The sequence below is a fragment of the Rhizobium sp. A22-96 genome, assembly GCF_053521805.1.
Genome location: NZ_JBNWDQ010000012.1, coordinates 23,453 through 42,789 on the forward strand (window position 1 = coordinate 23,453; position 19,337 = coordinate 42,789).

General features: G+C 60.0%; 18 protein-coding genes. 17 read left to right on the plus strand and 1 reads right to left on the minus strand.

The window, feature by feature from the left end; genetic code table 11:
* Nucleotides 1-41: 41 nt before the first annotated feature.
* The 13 genes from ACQZ6F_RS33040 to ACQZ6F_RS33100 all read left to right on the plus strand — a co-directional run bounded on the left by ACQZ6F_RS33040 (nt 42) and on the right by ACQZ6F_RS33100 (nt 12,799).
* A complete protein-coding gene (locus ACQZ6F_RS33040) occupies nt 42-848 on the plus strand; it encodes a DUF1295 domain-containing protein (RefSeq protein WP_449096272.1) in 807 nt (268 codons plus the stop codon).
* Entirely contained in the window at nt 845-1,873 is a 1,029-nt protein-coding gene (locus ACQZ6F_RS33045) for an SAM-dependent methyltransferase (protein ID WP_449096271.1), read from the plus strand. Before ACQZ6F_RS33040 ends, ACQZ6F_RS33045 begins: the two co-directional genes overlap by 4 nt.
* Nucleotides 1,870-2,397 (plus strand): hypothetical protein, encoded by a 528-nt coding sequence (locus tag ACQZ6F_RS33050; RefSeq protein ID WP_077470991.1) that lies wholly within the window; start codon nt 1,870-1,872, stop codon nt 2,395-2,397. The genes ACQZ6F_RS33045 and ACQZ6F_RS33050 overlap by 4 nt, the downstream gene beginning before the upstream one ends.
* A 626-nt stretch (nt 2,398-3,023) precedes the next feature.
* Nucleotides 3,024-4,106, plus strand: a complete 1,083-nt coding sequence (locus tag ACQZ6F_RS33055) for an ABC transporter ATP-binding protein (protein ID WP_449096270.1) — start codon at nt 3,024-3,026, stop codon at nt 4,104-4,106.
* 15 nt (nt 4,107-4,121) lie between these two features.
* Complete coding sequence (locus ACQZ6F_RS33060) at nt 4,122-5,192, plus strand: ABC transporter ATP-binding protein (RefSeq protein ID WP_449096269.1); 1,071 nt, start codon at nt 4,122-4,124, stop codon at nt 5,190-5,192.
* Between the two features lie 2 nt (nt 5,193-5,194).
* Nucleotides 5,195-6,067 (plus strand): carbohydrate ABC transporter permease, encoded by an 873-nt coding sequence (locus ACQZ6F_RS33065; RefSeq protein ID WP_449096268.1) that lies wholly within the window; start codon nt 5,195-5,197, stop codon nt 6,065-6,067.
* A 47-nt stretch (nt 6,068-6,114) separates the two neighbouring features.
* Nucleotides 6,115-6,981, plus strand: a complete 867-nt coding sequence (locus ACQZ6F_RS33070) for a carbohydrate ABC transporter permease (RefSeq protein ID WP_246662612.1) — start codon at nt 6,115-6,117, stop codon at nt 6,979-6,981.
* 12 nt (nt 6,982-6,993) lie between these two features.
* A complete protein-coding gene (locus ACQZ6F_RS33075; protein ID WP_449096267.1) occupies nt 6,994-7,281 on the plus strand; it encodes a DUF2160 domain-containing protein in 288 nt (95 codons plus the stop codon).
* Nucleotides 7,282-7,350: 69 nt separating this feature from the next.
* Nucleotides 7,351-9,081, plus strand: coding sequence for an ABC transporter substrate-binding protein (locus ACQZ6F_RS33080; protein ID WP_449096266.1), 1,731 nt, complete (start codon nt 7,351-7,353; stop codon nt 9,079-9,081).
* 263 nt (nt 9,082-9,344) lie between these two features.
* Nucleotides 9,345-11,465 carry a carboxy terminal-processing peptidase gene (locus tag ACQZ6F_RS33085; protein WP_449096265.1) on the plus strand — a complete coding sequence of 707 codons (2,121 nt, stop codon included), beginning with the start codon at nt 9,345-9,347 and terminating at the stop codon, nt 11,463-11,465.
* 336 nt (nt 11,466-11,801) lie between these two features.
* Nucleotides 11,802-12,179: a hypothetical protein gene (locus tag ACQZ6F_RS33090; RefSeq protein ID WP_077470998.1), complete on the plus strand. Its 378-nt coding sequence runs from the start codon at nt 11,802-11,804 to the stop codon at nt 12,177-12,179.
* Between the two features lie 111 nt (nt 12,180-12,290).
* The gene (locus tag ACQZ6F_RS33095; RefSeq protein WP_068394662.1) at nt 12,291-12,530 is read left to right on the plus strand and encodes a hypothetical protein; all 240 of its coding nucleotides are present in this window, start codon (nt 12,291-12,293) and stop codon (nt 12,528-12,530) included.
* A gap of 62 nt (nt 12,531-12,592) precedes the next feature.
* On the plus strand, nt 12,593-12,799 hold the full coding sequence (locus ACQZ6F_RS33100; protein ID WP_449096264.1) for a dehydrogenase: 207 nt from the start codon (nt 12,593-12,595) through the stop codon (nt 12,797-12,799).
* Nucleotides 12,800-12,824: 25 nt separating this feature from the next.
* On the opposite strand, the gene ACQZ6F_RS33105 is transcribed toward ACQZ6F_RS33100, so the two are convergent.
* The gene (locus ACQZ6F_RS33105) at nt 12,825-13,730 is read right to left on the minus strand and encodes a LysR family transcriptional regulator (RefSeq protein ID WP_449096263.1); all 906 of its coding nucleotides are present in this window, start codon (nt 13,728-13,730) and stop codon (nt 12,825-12,827) included.
* Between the two features lie 128 nt (nt 13,731-13,858).
* Between ACQZ6F_RS33105 and ACQZ6F_RS33110 the strand changes: the two genes are divergently transcribed.
* The 4 genes from ACQZ6F_RS33110 (at nt 13,859) to ACQZ6F_RS33125 (ending at nt 19,195) form a co-directional block, all read left to right on the plus strand.
* The gene (locus tag ACQZ6F_RS33110; RefSeq protein ID WP_449096262.1) at nt 13,859-15,199 is read left to right on the plus strand and encodes an amidohydrolase family protein; all 1,341 of its coding nucleotides are present in this window, start codon (nt 13,859-13,861) and stop codon (nt 15,197-15,199) included.
* 72 nt (nt 15,200-15,271) lie between these two features.
* Nucleotides 15,272-16,471: an arabinose transporter gene (locus tag ACQZ6F_RS33115; RefSeq protein WP_449096261.1), complete on the plus strand. Its 1,200-nt coding sequence runs from the start codon at nt 15,272-15,274 to the stop codon at nt 16,469-16,471.
* A 63-nt stretch (nt 16,472-16,534) separates the two neighbouring features.
* A complete protein-coding gene (locus ACQZ6F_RS33120) occupies nt 16,535-17,305 on the plus strand; it encodes an SDR family NAD(P)-dependent oxidoreductase (protein ID WP_449096260.1) in 771 nt (256 codons plus the stop codon).
* A gap of 165 nt (nt 17,306-17,470) precedes the next feature.
* Nucleotides 17,471-19,195 (plus strand): peptidoglycan D,D-transpeptidase FtsI family protein, encoded by a 1,725-nt coding sequence (locus ACQZ6F_RS33125; RefSeq protein WP_449096259.1) that lies wholly within the window; start codon nt 17,471-17,473, stop codon nt 19,193-19,195.
* Nucleotides 19,196-19,337: the final 142 nt, after the last annotated feature.

Here is a 19,337-nt window from a genome sequence, read left to right on the forward strand (position 1 = left end):
CCATTAGCAACGCGATGATGCGCATGAATGCGAGTGAATGGATGGATTGGTTTCTTCTTGCTGCTTTAGCGATAGGCCTGTCGCTGGCCATGGCCGCGGCCTGGCTCGTGCAGCGCATGACCGGCCTCAGCGGCTGGATCGATACCATCTGGTCCCTATCTGTCGGCCTCGGCGGTATTGTTGCAGCCCTCTTCGCCCATGGCGCATTCGGGCGGCGCATGACCGTTCTGATCATCATTGCGGCCTGGGCACTCCGCCTCGGCGGGCATATTGGAGTGCGCACCAAGGGCAACGGCGAAGATCCCCGCTATGCGAAAATCATCGAGGGCTGGGGCGATAGTGCCGCAGGGCGGCTGTTCCTTTTCCTGCAGGTTCAGGCGCTGGCGGCTTTCATTCTCGTACTTTCCGTCTATCTCGCGTCGGTGAGCGGCAGACCCTATCCCACTGCGCTGGACTTCGTTGCAATCCTCGTAGCCATCGCAGCCCTTGCCGGAGAGACCATTTCGGACGCACAGCTCTCGCGGTTCCGTAAGTCACCGCAAGCAAAGAGCGCGATCTGCGAAACAGGCCTGTGGCGATATTCCCGCCACCCCAACTATTTCTTCGAGTGGCTCTTCTGGTGTTCCTGGCCGCTGTTCGCGGTTTCAAGCTCGGTCGCGAGCTTCATGTCGCTGCTTGCACCCGCGCTGATGTACTGGCTGCTGGTGCATGTCTCCGGAATCCCGCCGCTGGAAGAACACATGCTTCGCTCACGCGGCGATCAATTCCGCGCGCTGCAACGGCGCACCAATGCCTTCTTTCCTGGACCTCGCAAACAAGAATCCCGCAATCACGGAGACCGAATATGAATATGCTGGCCTTTGCCATCAACGCTGCCGAGCGCGCACCGCTTACTGACGGCATAACGCTTGCAGGTATCGATTTCCTCTGTGGACGCACAAAGCGGCGATTGGCGGCAATACCGGACGATGCGGAACGGGCCTTCGTCGAAACGATGGGCAATTTTCCGGTGGCGATTCATACGGAGGAGGCAAATCGCCAACACTATGAAGTGCCCGCCGAATTCTTCGCATTGGTCCTCGGACCGCAACGAAAATATTCGTCCTGCCTCTATCCGAGCGCCGATACGACGCTGGCGGAAGCGGAAATCTTAGCCCTTGCCGAAACGGTCAGGCACGCGGATATCAAGGATGGCATGAGCATTCTCGAACTCGGCTGCGGCTGGGGCTCCCTGTCGCTTTACCTCGCGCAGCAATTTCCGCGTTCTCGCATCACCTCCGTATCGAACTCGGCTTCGCAACGCGAATATATCGTCGATATTGCCGGTAAGCGTGGCCTGACCAATCTCACGGTCGTGACCGCCGACATGAATGATTTCGCCACCGGCGAACGCCATGATCGTGTGATCTCGGTTGAGATGTTCGAGCACATGTCGAACTGGCGCACCTTGCTGGAACGGGTTCGCGGCTGGTTGAAACCGGATGGCAGACTTTTCCTGCACGTCTTCACGCACAGACACCGTTCCTATCGCTTCGATCATGACGATCCCGCCGACTGGATTGCCCATCATTTCTTCACCGGCGGCATCATGCCGGCCCACGATCTGCCATGCAGGTTCGGCGATCTGTTTACGCTCGAACGAAAATGGCGGTGGTCCGGGATCCATTACCGCCGCACGGCGCTCGACTGGCTTGCCAATTTCGATCGCGAGATCGGCCATATCCAGCCAATCTTCGCTGATGTCTATGGCAAGGACAGTGCACTCTGGCAACGGCGCTGGCGGCTTTTCTTCCTGGCGACCGCCGGTCTGTTCGGCCATGACAATGGCGATGTCTGGGGCGTCGGCCATTATCTTCTGAAGCCTGCGGGATGAACCGACAGGCGCTCGATCCGCTGACCCAGGCCACGGTGACGATTGCCTGGGTCATCATCGCCAACAAGCCCTTCTACCCGCTTTATGTGTGGTGGCTGATCGGCCAGGGCGTCGGGATATCTGCACTAACGCTTGTCTCCATTCCCTTCTTTCTTGCGATCCCGTTGGCGGCCGGACGATCCCCGTTTTTCGCTCGGCTAGCCCTGCCGCTTATCGGCACGCTGGATACCGTCTTCGAAACGGTCATCTTCGGAAAAGCGTCTGCGACCTTACTGTTCCTCGCCCCTTGCATGGCATTGGTGATGGTATCTTTTTACGCAGCCGAGAAATGGTGGCAGCGTGGGCTCGCCTGCTTCGTCTTCGTCTGTTTCGCCACCTCGTGGTGGATGGTCAAAGACCCGGTTTTTCCCTGGAACAACGATCAGCTCGCAACATTCTTGAGCATCAACGCCTTTGCCGTCGCAAGCCTGATGGCGTTTATCGGCCTGCGCTATGCCGGTATCAGGGCCGATCCTTCCGTCTAACCGAACCTGCTGCAGCCATCCTCACGGTCCGTCGACCGGCCGCGAAGATTTGACGACCAGCGGCAGTCCCCACCTTCACTATTTTGTTTTAAAACAAGGCCAAAATCGGAATTATGAAGCGAAACTGAAACGCACTAAGTTTTCGTTTGACATTCCTTTTGCTTCATTTATCGTCTTTCCAGTTTCGGTTTTCGCGTGAGGGGCGGAAATCGAAATGGGGGAGAAATCATTGTCCAAAGGTCATTTCGACAGAATAGACGTCTTTGATAGCGATGTGAGGAACGGCTCAATCAGCCGTACCCATCGCATGCGTTCGAACGAGAAGCAGGTGTCGGTCTTGTACGGGCCGAACTGTTTCCGCGGTGGATTGTGTCCACGCGATTTCACAGCCATTTTGAAGCAATCCCCTTCCCCAGAGCTACTCCCCCGCTCCGAACTTATCGGAAGCAAGCGGTATTCGGCACCAACGCCGAAACCCGTCTCGTCAGCAGAAATTGCTTGGTGAAATAGGAGCGATCCGGCCGGGAGATGCTCTTCCGGACGTTACTCAATAAGCAGCAAGCGGCCTTATGGTCGATAATCCGTCGCAGCATCGCTATTACGCGATGCACAGAGGGGAGCATATCGTGCTTGAACTAAGAGGCGTGTCAAAGTCGGTTAGCGGCGAGACGCATATTGCGGAGACGAACCTGACGCTGCAGCGCGGCACGCTGAATGTGCTGCTTGGGCCGACGCTTTCGGGAAAAACGTCGCTGATGCGACTGATAGCTGGCCTCGACAAGCCGACCACGGGCACGATTCATGTCGATGGCACGGATGTCACCGGCGTACCGGTACAACGCCGCAACGTCGCCATGGTCTACCAGCAGTTCATCAACTATCCAGCCATGACCGTCTACGACAACATCGCCTCGCCGATGCGCCTGAGCGGCGCAAATGCTGAAACCATAGACCGGGAAGTGAAGAAAGCCGCCGACATCCTGCGGCTCGGCCCCTTCCTCGATCGCCTGCCGCTCAGCCTTTCCGGCGGCCAGCAGCAGCGCACCGCCCTTGCCCGCGCCATCGTCAAGAAGGCCGGGCTGGTGCTGCTCGACGAGCCGCTTGCCAATCTCGACTACAAGCTGCGCGAGGAGCTGCGCGCCGAGCTGCCGAAGATCTTCGCCGAATCCGGCGCCATCTTTGTCTACGCCACCACCGAGCCATCCGAAGCGCTGCTCCTTGGCGGCAATACCGCGACGCTCTCGAAAGGCCGCATCACGCAATTCGGGTCGACGATCGAGGTCTTCCGCAATCCGAAGGACCTGATCACCGCGACAACCTTCGCCGATCCGCCGCTGAACACGATCATGCCAGACAAGCGCGGCAAAGAGCTCGTGCTCGACGGCAATATCCGCCTGCCCGTGCCGCAAGGCCTCGAAGATCAGCCGGACGGCCGCTACACCATAGCCTTCCAGCCGCACCATCTGGCACTTGCGCCACAGACCCCGGAAGCCGTCGCCGCACCGGCGAAGGTCACCGTCACCGAGATCACCGGCTCGGAAAGCTTCATCCATCTCGATTTTTCCGGCCGCCGCTGGGTCATGCTCACCCAGGGCGTCCAGCACCTCGATGTCGACGATGCAATCAATGTCTATATCGACCCGCGCCATATCATGGTCTTCGACACCGATGGCGCCGCCGTCGCTCCCGACCTGCAACACGCCGCCTGAGGAGAGACATCGTCAATGGCACGCATCGACCTCGACCATATCAGGCACGCCTATAACGACCATCCCAGATCGGATGCGGACTACGCGCTGAAGGAAGTCAACCACAGCTGGGAGGACGGCAGCGCTTATGCGCTGCTCGGCCCCTCGGGCTGCGGCAAGACCACGCTTCTCAACATCGTTTCCGGTCTGGTACAGGCCTCCGAGGGTCGCATCCTGTTCGATGGCAAGGACGTCACCCGGCTGTCGACCCAGGAGCGCAATATCGCCCAGGTCTTCCAGTTCCCGGTCGTCTACGACACGATGACCGTCTACGACAATCTCGCCTTCCCGCTGCGCAACCGGCATGTTCCCGAGGCCGAGGTAAAGCGCAAGGTCGATGAGATCATCGAGATGATCGGCCTTTCCGACAGCGCTCACCGCAAGGCCCGTGGCCTGACGGCCGATGCCAAACAGAAGATCTCTCTCGGTCGCGGCCTCGTGCGCCCCGACGTCAACGCCATCCTGTTCGACGAGCCGCTGACGGTCATCGACCCGCATATGAAATGGGTATTGCGCTCGCAGCTGAAGCAGCTCCACCGCCGCTTCGGCTTCACCATGGTCTACGTCACCCACGACCAGACCGAGGCGCTGACCTTCGCCGACAAGGTTGTTGTCATGTACAATGGCGAGGTGGTGCAGATCGGCACGCCGAACGACCTGTTCGAGCGCCCGCGCCATACTTTCGTTGGCTACTTCATCGGCTCGCCGGGTATGAACGTCATGCCGGTTGAAATCGACGGCCGAAACGCTCGGCTCGGCAACCGCACGATCGCGCTGCCCGGTGCCCCCGTGGAGAAGCGCGAGGGGCATTCCGAGCTCGGTATCCGTCCCGAATTCGTCCGCATCGGCCGCGAGGGCATTCCCGCCACCGTCACCAAGGTTGAAGACCTCGGCCGGCGCAAGGTGGTCCGCGCCAAGCTCGACGGGCAGGATATCGTCGCCGTCATCGGCGAGGATCAGGTGGTGCCGGCCGAGCCGCATATCGCCTTCGATCCCGCCGGCATCAACATCTATGCCAACTCCTGGCGCGTCGAGATGGGAGCCTGATCATGGACAAGACCTGGAACAACAAAGCCTGGTTCATGCTCATTCCCGTCCTGCTGCTGGTCGGCTTTTCCGCCGTCATCCCGTTGATGACCGTGGTGAACTATTCCGTGCAGGATACCTTCGGCAACAACGTCTTCTTCTGGGCGGGGACGCAATGGTTCGAGCAGATCCTGCAGTCCGGGCGCTTCTGGGATGCGATGTTCCGCAACCTGATCTTCTCCTTCGTCATCCTGGCGATCGAAGTGCCGCTCGGCATCTTCATCGCCCTCAACATGCCGAAGAAAGGCGTCGGCGTGCCGATCTGCCTGGTGCTGATGGCGCTGCCGCTTCTGATCCCGTGGAACGTCGTCGGAACGATCTGGCAGGTCTTCGGCCGCAGCGACATCGGACTGATGGGTTATGTCCTCGTCAATATCGGCATCGACTACAATTACGTCTCCGATCCGGTCGACGCCTGGGCGACGATCATCCTGATGGATGTCTGGCACTGGACCAGCCTTGTCGTGCTGCTTTGCTATGCCGGCCTCGCCTCTATTCCCGACGCCTTCTACCAGGCCGCCAAGATCGACGGCGCCTCCCGCTGGTCCGTCTTCCGCTACATCCAGCTGCCGAAGATGAACCGAGTGCTTTTGATCGCAGTGCTGCTGCGCTTCATGGACAGTTTCATGATCTATACCGAACCCTTCGTCGTCACCGGCGGCGGCCCCGGCAATTCGACGACCTTCCTGTCGATCGACCTCGTGAAGATGGCGCTCGGCCAGTTCGACCTCGGTCCGGCGGCCGCCATGTCGCTCGTCTACTTCCTGATCGTGCTGCTTCTGTCCTGGGTCTTCTACACCGTCATGACCAATTACGATGCGGGGGCAAGCCGATGAGCGGCAAATCGATGTCCACCACGGCCGGAGATGCCGCGATACAGACGATGACGGCGCCTAGCACTTCAGCCGCGAATACAACCGGTACCCAGGTTGCTCACCGGCGAAGCGAAAAGGGGCGTTGGTCCTGGCTCGTGCCAGCGATCTACATCATCTTCCTGTTGCTGCCGATCTATTGGCTCATCAACATGAGCTTCAAGACGAACGAAGAGATTATCGGCGGATTGACACTCTATCCGCACCAGCCGACGCTGCGTAATTACACGATCATCTTCACCGATCCGTCCTGGTACAAGGGCTATATCAACTCGATCACCTATGTCGTCATGAACATGGTGATCTCGGTCGCCTGCGCCCTTCCGGCTGCCTATGCCTTCTCGCGCTACCGCTTCCTCGGCGACAAGCATGTGTTCTTCTGGCTGTTGACGAACCGCATGGCGCCGCCGGCTGTCTTTGCGCTCCCCTTCTTCCAGCTCTATTCCGCCTTCGGCCTGATCGACACCCATATCGCCGTGGCGCTGGCGCATTGCCTGTTCAACGTGCCGCTGGCGGTCTGGATCCTCGAAGGTTTCATGTCCGGCGTGCCGAAGGAGATCGACGAAACGGCCTATATCGACGGCTATTCATTCCCGCGCTTCTTCATCAAGATCTTCATTCCGCTGATCGCAAGCGGTATCGGCGTCGCCGCCTTCTTCTGCTTCATGTTCTCCTGGGTGGAGCTGCTGATTGCCCGCACCCTGACGGTGACTGACGCCAAGCCGATCGCCGCCATCATGACGCGGACCGTCTCGGCCGCCGGGATGGACTGGGGCCTGCTTGCCGCCGCCGGCGTGCTCACCTTGGTCCCCGGCGCGCTCGTCATCTATTTCGTCCGCAACTACATCGCCAAGGGCTTCGCGCTCGGCCGCGTCTGAAGGGAAACCGTCATGAACACCGATTTTTCCTGGATGGCCTGGACGCTGCCGACAGCCTTGTTCTTCGCGACGATCTTCGTGCTGCTGATCGGCATGGCGGTATGGGAATATGTTTCGCCCGGCGGCAATCCGCGCGTCGGCATCCTGCATTTCGAAACCACACGCGGCGACCGGCTGTTCATTTCACTGCTTGGCGCCGCTTTCATCCACATCGCCTGGCTGGGCCTGGGAGGCCCTAGCCTGTGGTGGGCTCTTGCTCTTTCCGTGGTCTACGCCATCGGCGTCTTCCGTCTGGTCTGAAGCAAACTGGTACGGAGGCCGGGGGGTCTGGCCGCCTGAATGATATTCGCAACCTGTAGGGAGGAATTTATGCGAAGACATCTCTTGACGACGACGGCTGTCGCTCTGCTGGCCTTGGCCGGCGCGGCTCATGCCGGCATGAACGAGGCCAAGCAATTCCTGGACAAGGAGATCGGCGATCTCTCGACGCTTTCGCGCGCCGACCAGGAAAAGGAATTGCAGTGGTTCATCGACGCGGCCAAGCCCTTCCAGGGCATGGAAATCAAGGTCGTTTCGGAAACCCTGACGACACACCAGTATGAATCTCAGGTTCTGGCACCGGCCTTCACCGCCATCACCGGCATCAAGGTCACCCACGACGTCATCCAGGAAGGCGACGTCGTCGAAAAGATCCAGACACAGATGCAGACCGGCCAGAACCTCTATGACGGCTGGGTCAACGATTCCGACCTCATCGGCACCCATTGGCGCTACAAGCAGGTGCGCAATCTGACCGACTGGATGGCCGGTGAAGGCAAGGATGTTACCAATCCCGGCATCGATATCCCTGACTACATCGGCACCAGCTTCACCACCGCGCCTGACAAGAAGCTTTACCAGCTTCCCGACCAGCAGTTCGCCAACCTCTACTGGTTCCGCTACGACTGGTTCAACGACGAGAAGAACAAGGCCGATTTCAAGGCCAAGTACGGCTATGAGCTCGGCGTGCCGGTCAACTGGTCGGCCTATGAGGATATCGCCGAATTCTTCACCGGCCGCGACGTCAACGGCAAGAAGGTCTACGGCCATATGGATTATGGCAAGAAGGACCCATCGCTCGGCTGGCGCTTTACCGATGCCTGGCTCTCCATGGCCGGCAATGGCGACAAGGGCCTGCCGAACGGCCTGCCGGTTGACGAATGGGGCATCAAGGTCGATGCCAACTCCCGTCCGGTCGGCTCCTGCGTCGCCCGCGGCGGCGATACCAACGGCCCAGCTGCCGTCTATTCCATCCAGAAATATCTCGATTGGTTGAAGGCCTATGCACCGCCGGAAGCCCAGGGCATGACCTTCTCTGAATCCGGTCCGGTTCCGGCACAGGGCAATGTCGCCCAGCAGATCTTCTGGTACACGGCCTTCACCGCCGACATGGTCAAGCCCGGCCTGCCGGTCATGAATGCCGACGGCAAGCCGAAGTGGCGCATGGCACCCTCGCCGCACGGCGTCTACTGGAAGGAAGGCATGAAGCTCGGCTATCAGGACGTCGGATCCTGGACGCTGATGAAATCGACGCCGGTCGACCGCGCCAAGGCCGCATGGCTCTATGCGCAGTTCGTGACCTCGAAGACGGTGGACGTGAAGAAGAGCCATGTCGGCCTCACCTTCATCCGCGAATCCACCATCCGCGACAAGAGCTTCACCAAGCGTGCGCCGGAACTGGGCGGTCTGATCGAGTTCTATCGCTCGCCGGCCCGCGTGCAATGGTCGCCGACCGGCACCAACGTTCCGGACTATCCGAAGCTGGCGCAGCTCTGGTGGCAGGCGATCGGCGATGCCGCATCGGGCGCCAAGAATGCTCAAGGCGCCATGGATGCGCTTTGCGCCGACCAGGAAAAGGTCATGCAGCGCCTGGAACGCGCCGGCGTTCAGGGCGACATCGGTCCGAAGCTCGCCGAAGAGCATGATCTCGCTTACTGGAACGCCGATGCCGTCAAGAACGGCCATCTCGCTCCGCAGCTGAAGATCGCGACCGAGAAAGAAAAGCCCGTGACCGTCAACTACGATGAGCTGGTCAAGAGCTGGGCCGACGCGAAGAAATAGTCGAGCTCCTCGGCTTTTCTCAACAAGCCGTGCCCTCCCCGATGTGAACCGCCGGGGAGGGCATAGTATTTACAGGACACCCGACAAACAGGGGCGGCCTTACTCCGCGCCAGGCTGATCAGTCGCATGCGCAGAAGCCCTCTGATCTGCCTTTCCGGAAAACTTTACAGACGAAATACGTCCTTCCGGTTGCCAAAAAACCATAATTGTTACACCAACATCAGACATAAAAAGCTCAACGTTGAGAATCGGATCAAAGCTCAATGCGTATACAACATGGTTTCCTCTTTGCGTTTCTGGCAATTGCTCCGTCGGCATATGCCTTGGAAGCCGGTTCACCGCCCGTTTTGACGCCGCTGCCGCAGCAGGGGCAGGCCGCCCATTTGAGTGCGCAATTTCTCACGCGTTTCCACTATAGGCCGGTTCCGCTTGATGATGCCCTGTCGGTCAAGGTGATGAACCGGTTTATCAAGTCTCTGGATCCGGACCGCGTCCTGTTCGTGCAGGCGGATATCGACAAGTTCATGACCGTCAGCACCAAGATTGACGACGCCATGAACCAGGAAGATCTGCAGATCCCGTTTTCCATTTTCAACCTGTATGAGCAGCGCGTCGTCGACCGCATGACCTACGCCCGCAGCCTGCTCAAAAAGGGCTTCGATTTCAGCGTGAAGGAAGATTATTCCCTGCAGCGCGACAAGCAGCCCTGGCCGCAATCCGAGGCGGAGAGCAATGATCTCTGGCGCAAGCGCGTCAAGAGCGACTGGCTGCGCCTGAAGCTGGCGGGCAAGGCTGACGACGCCATTCGCGATACGCTCGACAAGCGCTACCAGAACTCCCTCGAGCGCGCCTACAAGTACAAGAGCGACGATGTGTTCCAGTCGTTCATGGACGCCTACACCACATCGGTCGACCCGCACACCGACTATTTCGGCGCGACCGCCTCGGCTGAATTCGACATCTCCATGAAGTTGTCGCTGGTCGGCATCGGCGCGGTATTGCAGGAGCGAGACGACTACACGACCATCCGCGAGCTCGTGTCGGGCGGCCCGGCGCAATTGTCCGGCAAGCTTGCTGTCGGTGATCGCATCACCGGTGTTGGTCAGGGTGAGACTGGCCCCATCAAGGAAGTCGTGGGAACGCGCCTCGATGAAATCGTGCAGATGATACGCGGCGCGAAAGATTCCGTCGTCCGCCTCGACATCTTGCCAGCGGATGCCGGGCCGGACGCCAAGCATCGCATCATCAGCCTGGTGCGCGACAAGATCAGCCTCGAAAAGCAGGCTGCCCAGAAGACCATCCTGTCGGTAAAGGATGGCGACGCCACACGCAAAGTCGGGGTGATTACCCTGCCGGCGTTTTATGAAGACTTCGAAGCGCGCCGAAAAGGCGACAAGGACTATAGAAGCGCAAGCCGCGATGTCGCCAAGCTTCTGACAGAGCTGAAGCAGGACAATGTCGACAGCGTTCTGGTCGACTTGCGCAACAATGGCGGCGGCTCGCTTTCCGAAGCGATCGATCTGACGGGCCTGTTCGTCGGCAAGGGCCCGATCGTTCAGCAACGCGATGCAAGCGGCAAGGTCGATGTTGAGAGCGACGATCTCGCCCAGCCGGCCTGGACTGGCCCGATGGGCGTGTTGATCAATCGCGGTTCGGCCTCGGCTTCTGAGATTTTTGCCGCCGCGATACAGGACTATGGCCGCGGCGTGATTGTCGGAGAGCCCAGTTTCGGTAAGGGCACCGTGCAGACGGTGGTCAATCTTGACCAGGTGGCTCATAACGCCAAGCCGAAATTCGGCGAGCTGAAATTGACGGTTGCCCAGTTCTTCCGCGTCAATGGTGGCACCACACAGCTGCGCGGCGTCACGCCTGACATCAGCTTCCCGGCTCTCTCGGACCCCAAGACATTTGGCGAGTCGAGCTATGACAATGCGCTGCCGTGGACGCAGGTCAAACCCGCAAACTATGTGCCTGACGGTGATATAAAGGCAGTTCTGCCGCAGCTGCAGAGCCGCCACGACGCCCGCGTACAGAACGATCCGGATTTTCAGCGCTTTGTGCAGGATGTTGCCGAACTGAAGGCCCAGCGCGAAAAAGGCGTGATCTCCCTCAATGAAACCGAGCGTCGTAACGAAATGGCCGCTCAGGCAAAACGGCTGAAGTCGCGCGAGCAGATAAACGATGGCGTTGACACCAGTGAAGACGACGGCCTGCAGGCCAACGAACGTAGCCTGAGTGCCGATATCGCCATTGAAAAAGCCCGCAAGAGCGCAAAGGACGTTCTCCTGAACGAGGCGGCCGCCATTCTCGCTGATGAGGCGGATCTGCAGGCAACAGGACCGAAGACTGCTGCACAACGACCGGCAGGCACTGACGGAAAATAGCCGCTTCCCGGAGGGCACAATCGCGGCGGCCGGAGCAGCCGTTCAGGCCCGCAGCTTTGCCTGGCAGAAGCAGGATAGTCGCGCTGGGTGGTGCATTTGGACCAATGCAGATGTATCCGGCCACCGCGCTCTTGCACGGTGGAGTCGATATGGCCTATGTCGGATTTCAAATCGACGATGTCGGCAACGGTGTTTCAGGCTCGCTCGCCAAATCCTTGAGGGTGGACGGGTCAATGGAATGACGACGGATGGAGGCCGCATGATTGCCTCCATTGCCTTTCCTTGGCATCGAAAGAAACACCGGCGCGATCCCATAGCGAGGGAGGAACAAGAGCGATGACCAAGATTTCCGACATGATCAAATATCGCGGCTTTCCGTCAGGCATGCCGGGGACAGGCGTCCAATTCACCATTCGCCGCGCAAACCACAAGGGCGTGACGCCGATCAAGAGCCTGCCGCGCCGCGCACGACAGGGCTCGCTGGAACATCGGATCGATGCGGCATTCCTGCACGCGCTCTGGCACTATTTCGGACCCGAGCCCTTTGCACGCGGCAACCTGGATGCTGCACGCCTGAACCTGTTCTTTGGGCGCGAGGTCATGGCGGCAGATAAGGACTTCGATCCAACCTCTTATGAGGCGATGCTTGTCATCAACGAGAAGGTGGCGCGCGAAACTTTCCCCGAGTCCTTTGAAGAGATCATGGAAGTCTGACAAGGCACTGCGTCAAACCGGGATCTGGCGTAAGAGTCTGAACCGCGCCAGAACTTCAGCTTGACTTCTCCCTGATCAAGAACATAATAGGAACAAATCAGGGAAAATACCATGGCAACCGCCGAAAAATTCATCATCCTGCCGTACAAGAAAAACCGCGGAAATCTCGTTCCCGGCGAAATGCGGCAGGCATCCAATGCCGTGAGCGCCGAGAAGATTGCTTCGGCCATGTCGGAACGCTTTATCGGCGTGGCCGCCTATGCGGTCATGGTCGATGACGAGACCGGCGACATGACGGCCCCTCGCCTTCTGGCAAAGCACGGCGAAATCGCCGATCTAAACGCCGCCTGAGATCGACCGACAGCTTGACGATGAGTACCGCCATCGGTCGGCGGAACGGAGATGTGCGTCCTATGAGTGCCGAAACTGCTCAAGCTGTTGAAGACGTGGAGTTCGATCCTGTCGAGGCGATCCTGGCCGCCCATGATGGAGATCCGCGAGCCGCGATCGGCGACCTTGTGGAGCGCATTCAGCATCTTCGCTACCAGCTTTCGCTTGCCTCCGCATGCATGAGCAAAGGCATGACCCGTGGCTGGGAACCGAGCATGGATCAAAGCTGAGAAGGAATGATCTTTGCGGGATAGGCTAGAGCCGCTGGATGACCGAGACGCAGAAATCCAGAAAGGCCTGAACCTTGGCAGGCGGATGCTTGCGTGAGGGATGATAAGCATAGAGAGGGAAGCGTTCCCCATGCCAGTCCGGAAAGAGATCGATCAATTCGCCGCTATCCAGCAGATGGCGAACACCCCAGCCGATGATCTGCCCAATGCCGGTGCCGGCGACGCATTCTTCCAGCATTGTCTTCGGGTCGGTGAAGGTCAGCGGGCCGGAGGTGGCGACCAATAGCGTCTCATGCGCGCCGACAAACTCCCATTCGAACGGTTGGCCGCTATGCGGATCGAGAAATTGCAGGCAACGATGCGCGCCGAGTTCGGAGGGATGCCCCGGCCTTCCATGGCGCGCCAGATAGGATGGCGCTGCGACAGTCAGGATCGGCGCCTCGATCAGCTTGCGGGAGACGAGGCTCGAATGGCGCGGCTGGCCGAAGCGGACGGCAAGGTCGATCCCCTCGGAAACCAGATCGGCGACATGTTCCCTCGATACGAATTCGACGGTGAGTTCCGGGTAGCGGTTGCAGAAGCCACCCAGCTTGCCGGCTAGGACCAACGGCAGGAAGAAGGGGTCGATATCCACCCTCAGCCGACCGCGTACCGCGGACGAAGCGCCGGAGGCGACAGCCGCAGCATTCTCGATCGCGTCGAGATGCGGTTTTACCTCCTCATAGAAGCGGCGCCCCTCGTCAGTCAGCATGACGGAGCGGGTGGTGCGGTCCAGAAGCCGGATGCCAAGTCGCGCTTCCAACCGTCCGATCGCGCGGCTCACTCCGGAGTCGGTAATGCCGATAAGGCCTGCGGCTTTGACGAAGCTGCCGCCTTCGATCACGGCGGCCAGCACGCTTACGCCCGACAAAATTCTCCCATCGAATGGCATCGATGCTTCCTGATTTTTAGTCAGGAAGCATCTGACATAATCGCACTTAATTCAAGAGTGTTCCAGAGCGATAGTCCCACCCGAGGCCACCGAGCCTTTCCTGACCATAGACGAAAGGGCATGGGACCATGACCACACAAAATGCAAGACGCACGCTTTTCAAGGGCGGCACCATCCTGACAATGGACGCAAAAGCCGAAAACATGCCTGCGGGTGACATCCTGGTAGAGGGCGATCGCATCGCGGCGATCGGTGCCGACATCAAGGCGGATGGTGCCGAGATCATCGATGCCCGTGGCACCATTGTCATGCCCGGCCTGGTGGACGCCCATCACCACGCATGGCTTGGCGTCATGCGACGGCTGATGCCCGATGTCGACGACCTCTTCGCCTATATCGGCGTGGTCGCCGAAACCCTGGGCAGCCACTATCGACCTCTGGATATGTATCTGAGCGCCCGACTGACGGCAGTAGCCTCGCTTGATGCCGGCATCACCACTATCATCGATGCCTGCCACAGCTCCCGCAGCCCCGAACATACAGACGCAGCGCTGGATGCATTAGACGGCGCCGGCATCCGGGCGCTACACATGGTCGGTCCGGCCATGGACAAGAAGGCCTCTTCCGCCCATCTGCCGGATGATCTGGAGCGCCTCGCCTCGAACTGGAACCATGATGGCGGCCTGGTAAAGGTCGGGCTCTTCGGTCAGCTTAATCTCGACTGGTGGAAGGTCGCGCGCAGCCTGGACATGCGCATTCTCACCGAATTCATCGGCGATCTCGCAAAGCTCGGTCCGGAATTTGCCGAGAAAGGCGTGCTCGGCCCGCACAATATCTTCAATCACTGCACGCGCATCCCGCAGGAAACCTGGAGGCTGTTCGCCGAGGTCGGTGTCAACGTGACAGTCAATCCGCGCTCTGACGCGCTCTTCGGCTTCGATGACGAAAGCTTCGCCTATCAGCAGGCGATCGATCACGGTCTCACGCCTGCGATCGGCATCGATCTCGATACCGCCTTCGGCAGCGACATGTTCGGGGAAATGCACGCCCTGTTCGGTCAGCAGCGTTCGGCCATGCGCTATCGCCGTTTCCGCGGTGAAGCGGATGTGCCGGCGCCGATCACGGTCGAGGCGGTCCTGAAGGCCGCAACTATCCACGGCGCCCGCGCCGCCGGACTCGAAGGGTCGATCGGCACGCTTGCCGCCGGCAAGCAAGCCGACATCATCATGGTCCGCACCGACGGTGTGGCAGTCTTCCCGGTCAATAACGCCATCGGCACCATCGTTCAGGCAGTTTCGCGTGCGGACATCGATACCGTCATGGTCGCCGGCCAGTTGCGCAAGCGTGGAGGCAAGCTACTCGATGTCGATCTCGACAAGTTGACCACCGAGATTAGCGCATCGCGCGACCATCTGCTCGAGGCCAGCGGTTATCGGCCAGAGCTCTTCGCTAACTCTGTAGCGGCCTAACAGGGCCAGGCGTGCCGCCAACCGTCGGCACGCCACCACCCAAAATTCATCCAGGCATGAAAGGAGACCGTCATGTCACCACCGGTCCTCGACGGCGCGAATCCGGCAGATAGCGCGCCCATCCATCTCTCCCGTCCAGCGCCGGGCATCATCGCCGCGCTGTTCTGCGGCTATCTTGCCGTCGGCCTGCCGCTGCCGGTCATTCCGCTGTTTGTCCATGACAAGCTTGGCTTCGGCAACCTGGTCGTCGGCATTGCCATTGGCATCCAGTTCCTCGCAACCGTGCTGACCCGTGGCTATTCGGGCCGGTTGACCGACAGCCATGGCGGCAGGCGCGCGGCCCTGCAAGGTGCGGTCACCTGCGCCTTCGGCGGCTTGCTCTATCTTGTCGCCGCCTTGCCGACCCTGAGCCCACAATTAAGCCTCGCGGTCATTATTCTCGGCCGGCTGGTTGCGGGTTTCGGCGAGAGCCAGTTCGTCACCGGCTGCGTCTCCTGGTCGATCGCCTCGGTCGGGCCGCAACGCGCCGGCAAATCGATGTCCTGGACAGGGATCGCCATGTTCGCCGCCCTTGCCATTGGTGCACCGATCGGCATGATTCTCTATCAGACCTATGGTCTTGAGGCCGCCATGGTCGCCTGCATTGTCGCACCGATCATGGCAGCCGCCATCGCCTTGGGTGCCTCGTCCTACACCACGCCGACGGGAACGCGTCTGCCCTTCTACCGTGTCATCGGGCAGATCTGGAAAGAAGGCCTCGGCCTGATGTTGTCGGGCGTCGGCCTGTCGGGCCTTACGGCCTTCGCGTCACTGTATTTCGCGGAGCGCGGCTGGGCGCATGCCGGCCTCGTAATGACCGCTTTTGGCATCGGCTTCATCTTCATGCGCGCAGTATTCGGCCACCTGCCGGACAGGATCGGCGGCTACCGAGTTGCTTTCTGGTCGCTGGCAATCGAGGCTATAGGGCAGGCTCTGCTCTGGGCGGCACCGATCGAGATGGTCGCGCTTGCCGGCGCGCTCGTCACGGGCCTTGGCTGCGCGCTGGTCTTCCCGGCGCTCGGCGTCGAAGCCCTGAAGCGCGTATTGCCCGCCAATCGCGGCAGCGCCATGGGTGCTTTCGTTGCCTTTCTCGACATCGCCTACGGCGTTGCCGGCCCTTTGGCGGGCGTCATCGCCGGCCAGTTCGGCTATGCTGCGGTCTATATCCTCGGTGCAGCCGCGGCCATCCTTGGCGCCTTTCTCGTGCTCGGCCGCCGCGGCGCCAAGGTCTGACCCTTCACTTTCCAACCGGCGACATCCCGGTCGCCGGCACCCATTGAACAACGGAGCATTCTCATGTCACGTATCTTCATTTCCGGATCGTCCAAAGGCCTCGGCCTGATGGCTGGCGAACTTCTCGCGGAACAGGGCCATCAGGTCGTTCTGCACGCCCGCAACGCCGCCCGTGCCGAAGAGACCAGGCGAGCACTGCCCACAGCGGAGGCCGTCGTCATCGGTGACCTTGAAACCATCGCCGGCGCCAAGAATGTCGCCACCGAAGTCAACGCGCTCGGCCGGTTCGATGCCGTCATTCATAACGCCGCCGTCGGCTACCGTGAGGTCCACCACCTGACTGCCGATGGTCTTCCGCATGTCTTTGCGATCAATACACTGTCGGCCTATATTCTCACGGCGCTGATCGAGCGGCCGAAGCGTCTCGTCTATCTGAGCTCCGGAATGCATCACCGTGCCGATGCCAATCTGGATGATATTCTCTGGAAGACGCGCCGCTGGAACGGTTCCTCAGCCTATGCGGAAAGCAAGCTGCACGACACCATCCTCGCCTTCGCGATGGCCCGCCTATGGCCGGATGTCTGTGCGAATTCGCTGGAGCCCGGCTGGGTGCCGACGAAGATGGGCGGTTCGGCGGCACCAGACGATATGGATCAGGCCCATCGCACCCAGGCCTGGCTTGCGGCGGGAGACAGGCCGGACGCCGATGTGACGGGGCAGTATTTCTACCACCTGAAACGCATGCCGGCGAACCCGCAGGCCTCTGACCCGGCCTTGCAGGACCGGCTTTTATCGATATGTGCCGATATTTCCGGGGTCGGCTTGCCCGCCTGACCGAACGCAGTGCTCTTCATCCATGTCGGAGAAGAGCACCCGGCGGACATCTTACGCGAGGGGGATGGAAAGGCTTGGGATTAGCCTCTTGTTAACCATCTTGACCCTATAAATTCGTGTTCGAAAGGCGCCCCCGCTTTTCCATTTTCGCGAATGAAGTCGGTAATGTCGATCATCCACGCTCTAAGCGTAAACAGCGGTCGCCTGGTCAGGCTTACCTTCGGCCCAGGCTCGCAACGGCGCCCTCCCGTGAATGCTGCGGGTCACAGCAAGCTTGCAAAAGCGCGCATTGTGATGCTCGGCGGCGTACTTGTGATGGTCTACATCGTGGTCTTTGCAAGGCTGACTTTCTTCGGCATGGCGCCAAGGGACGAGACCTCGTCGATTCCGCCCGAACATGCGACTGCTGCTCGCCCCGATATCGTCGATCGAAACGGCGAATTGCTCGCGACCGATATTCGCACAGTCTCGATGTTCGCCGAACCCAACCGCGTGGTCGATGCGGACGAGGCGGTGGAAAAGATAGCCCAGGTCTTTCCTGATATAGACCGTAAATCCCTTTACAAGAAGCTCGCCGACCACCGTTCGCACTTCGCGTGGTTGCGCCGCCAATTGACGCCGAAGCAGCAGAGCGAAATCCTGGCGCTCGGCATTCCGGCGATCGGCTTCCGGCCGGAGGTCAAGCGTTTCTACCCCGGCGGCCGCACGGCCGCTCACATCCTCGGCTATGTCGATATCGACAATCATGGCGTGGCCGGAATGGAGAAGTATCTCGACACGCAGGGCTTGTCGGACCTCGATTCCACGGGCCTGACGAGCCAGGATACGCTGCAGCCGGTCCGGCTTTCAGTCGACCTGCGCGTTCAGAATATCGTCCACGACGTGGTGTCGGATGCGATCGGTCGGTACGAGAGCCAGGCGGCCGGCGCCGTCATTCTAGACATTCACACCGGCGAAGTACTGGCCATGGCCTCGGCCCCCGATTTCGACCCGAACGATCCGCAGGCGGACGGCGACAAGGGCTGGCTGAACCGCATGTCAAATGGCACCGACGAGATGGGCTCGGTGTTTAAGACCTTCTCGATCGCGCTCGCCATTGATACGGGTACGGTCAAGCTATCGGACACCTTCGACGCCAGCGCTCCTCTGCATTATGGCGGCTTCATCATCCATGATGACCGCGACGTGCCGCGGCGCGTCCTGTCGATCCCGGAAATCTTCCGCTATTCGTCCAACATCGGCACGGCCAAGATGATGGACAAGGTGGGCATGGTCAGCCAGAAGGCCTATCTGACCCGCTTCGGACTGTTGTCGAAGATGCAGACCGAACTGCCTGAGGTGAAAACGCCGAGCCAACCGAAGGTTTGGAAGAAGCTCAACTCCATAACCATAGCGTTCGGCCACGGCGTCGCCACCACGCCGATGCAGACCGCCGTTGCCGGCGCAGCCCTTATTGATGGCGGCAAGCTGATCGAGCCCACCTTCCTTCCGCGCACGCAGGAAGAGGCGGAAAAAACGGAAACGATCATCGTCAAGAAGAGCACCAGCGACACCATCCGATATCTGTTTAAGCTGAATGGCGAGCAGGGCACCGGTCGGTCTGCCGACGTCCCCGGCTATCATGTCGGCGGAAAGACGGGCACGGCAAACAAGGTGATCCACGGCGTCTATTCGCATAAGCTCAGCTTCAACTCCTTCCTGGCCGCCTTCCCCATGGCAGACCCGAAATATGTGGTCCTGGCCTTCATCGACCAACCGCTGACAGGGGTGAACCACCTGAACCTCGCCGCTGAGACTGCCGCGCCGATGGTTCACGACATCATCAGCCGCGCGGCGCCGATCCTTGGTGTTGAGCCGGATTTCGGGACAAGTCAGATCGCGTCCTATTGAGGGCGTTACGTCATTCCGAAAATGACGCAGCGTAAGCCGGGAGGCCTAGCGGCGCATAGTTCCACTGATTGCCGCTATTTCCTGTTGCTTCCATGCTGCCTTGATGGCGTCTGCGCAAGGCGTGCCGGATGCGTCGGAAAAC

Coding starts and splice junctions, on each gene's coding strand:
- ACQZ6F_RS33040 (WP_449096272.1), top strand. CDS start 42: ATGGATTGGTTTCTTCTTGCTGCTTTAGCGATAGGCCTGTCGCTGGCC.
- ACQZ6F_RS33045 (WP_449096271.1), top strand. CDS start 845: ATGAATATGCTGGCCTTTGCCATCAACGCTGCCGAGCGCGCACCGCTT.
- ACQZ6F_RS33050 (WP_077470991.1), top strand. CDS start 1,870: ATGAACCGACAGGCGCTCGATCCGCTGACCCAGGCCACGGTGACGATT.
- ACQZ6F_RS33060 (WP_449096269.1), top strand. CDS start 4,122: ATGGCACGCATCGACCTCGACCATATCAGGCACGCCTATAACGACCAT.
- ACQZ6F_RS33065 (WP_449096268.1), top strand. CDS start 5,195: ATGGACAAGACCTGGAACAACAAAGCCTGGTTCATGCTCATTCCCGTC.
- ACQZ6F_RS33070 (WP_246662612.1), top strand. CDS start 6,115: ATGACGGCGCCTAGCACTTCAGCCGCGAATACAACCGGTACCCAGGTT.
- ACQZ6F_RS33075 (WP_449096267.1), top strand. CDS start 6,994: ATGAACACCGATTTTTCCTGGATGGCCTGGACGCTGCCGACAGCCTTG.
- ACQZ6F_RS33080 (WP_449096266.1), top strand. CDS start 7,351: ATGCGAAGACATCTCTTGACGACGACGGCTGTCGCTCTGCTGGCCTTG.
- ACQZ6F_RS33085 (WP_449096265.1), top strand. CDS start 9,345: ATGCGTATACAACATGGTTTCCTCTTTGCGTTTCTGGCAATTGCTCCG.
- ACQZ6F_RS33090 (WP_077470998.1), top strand. CDS start 11,802: ATGACCAAGATTTCCGACATGATCAAATATCGCGGCTTTCCGTCAGGC.
- ACQZ6F_RS33095 (WP_068394662.1), top strand. CDS start 12,291: ATGGCAACCGCCGAAAAATTCATCATCCTGCCGTACAAGAAAAACCGC.
- ACQZ6F_RS33100 (WP_449096264.1), top strand. CDS start 12,593: ATGAGTGCCGAAACTGCTCAAGCTGTTGAAGACGTGGAGTTCGATCCT.
- ACQZ6F_RS33105 (WP_449096263.1), bottom strand. CDS start 13,730: ATGCCATTCGATGGGAGAATTTTGTCGGGCGTAAGCGTGCTGGCCGCC.
- ACQZ6F_RS33110 (WP_449096262.1), top strand. CDS start 13,859: ATGACCACACAAAATGCAAGACGCACGCTTTTCAAGGGCGGCACCATC.
- ACQZ6F_RS33115 (WP_449096261.1), top strand. CDS start 15,272: ATGTCACCACCGGTCCTCGACGGCGCGAATCCGGCAGATAGCGCGCCC.
- ACQZ6F_RS33120 (WP_449096260.1), top strand. CDS start 16,535: ATGTCACGTATCTTCATTTCCGGATCGTCCAAAGGCCTCGGCCTGATG.
- ACQZ6F_RS33125 (WP_449096259.1), top strand. CDS start 17,471: ATGTCGATCATCCACGCTCTAAGCGTAAACAGCGGTCGCCTGGTCAGG.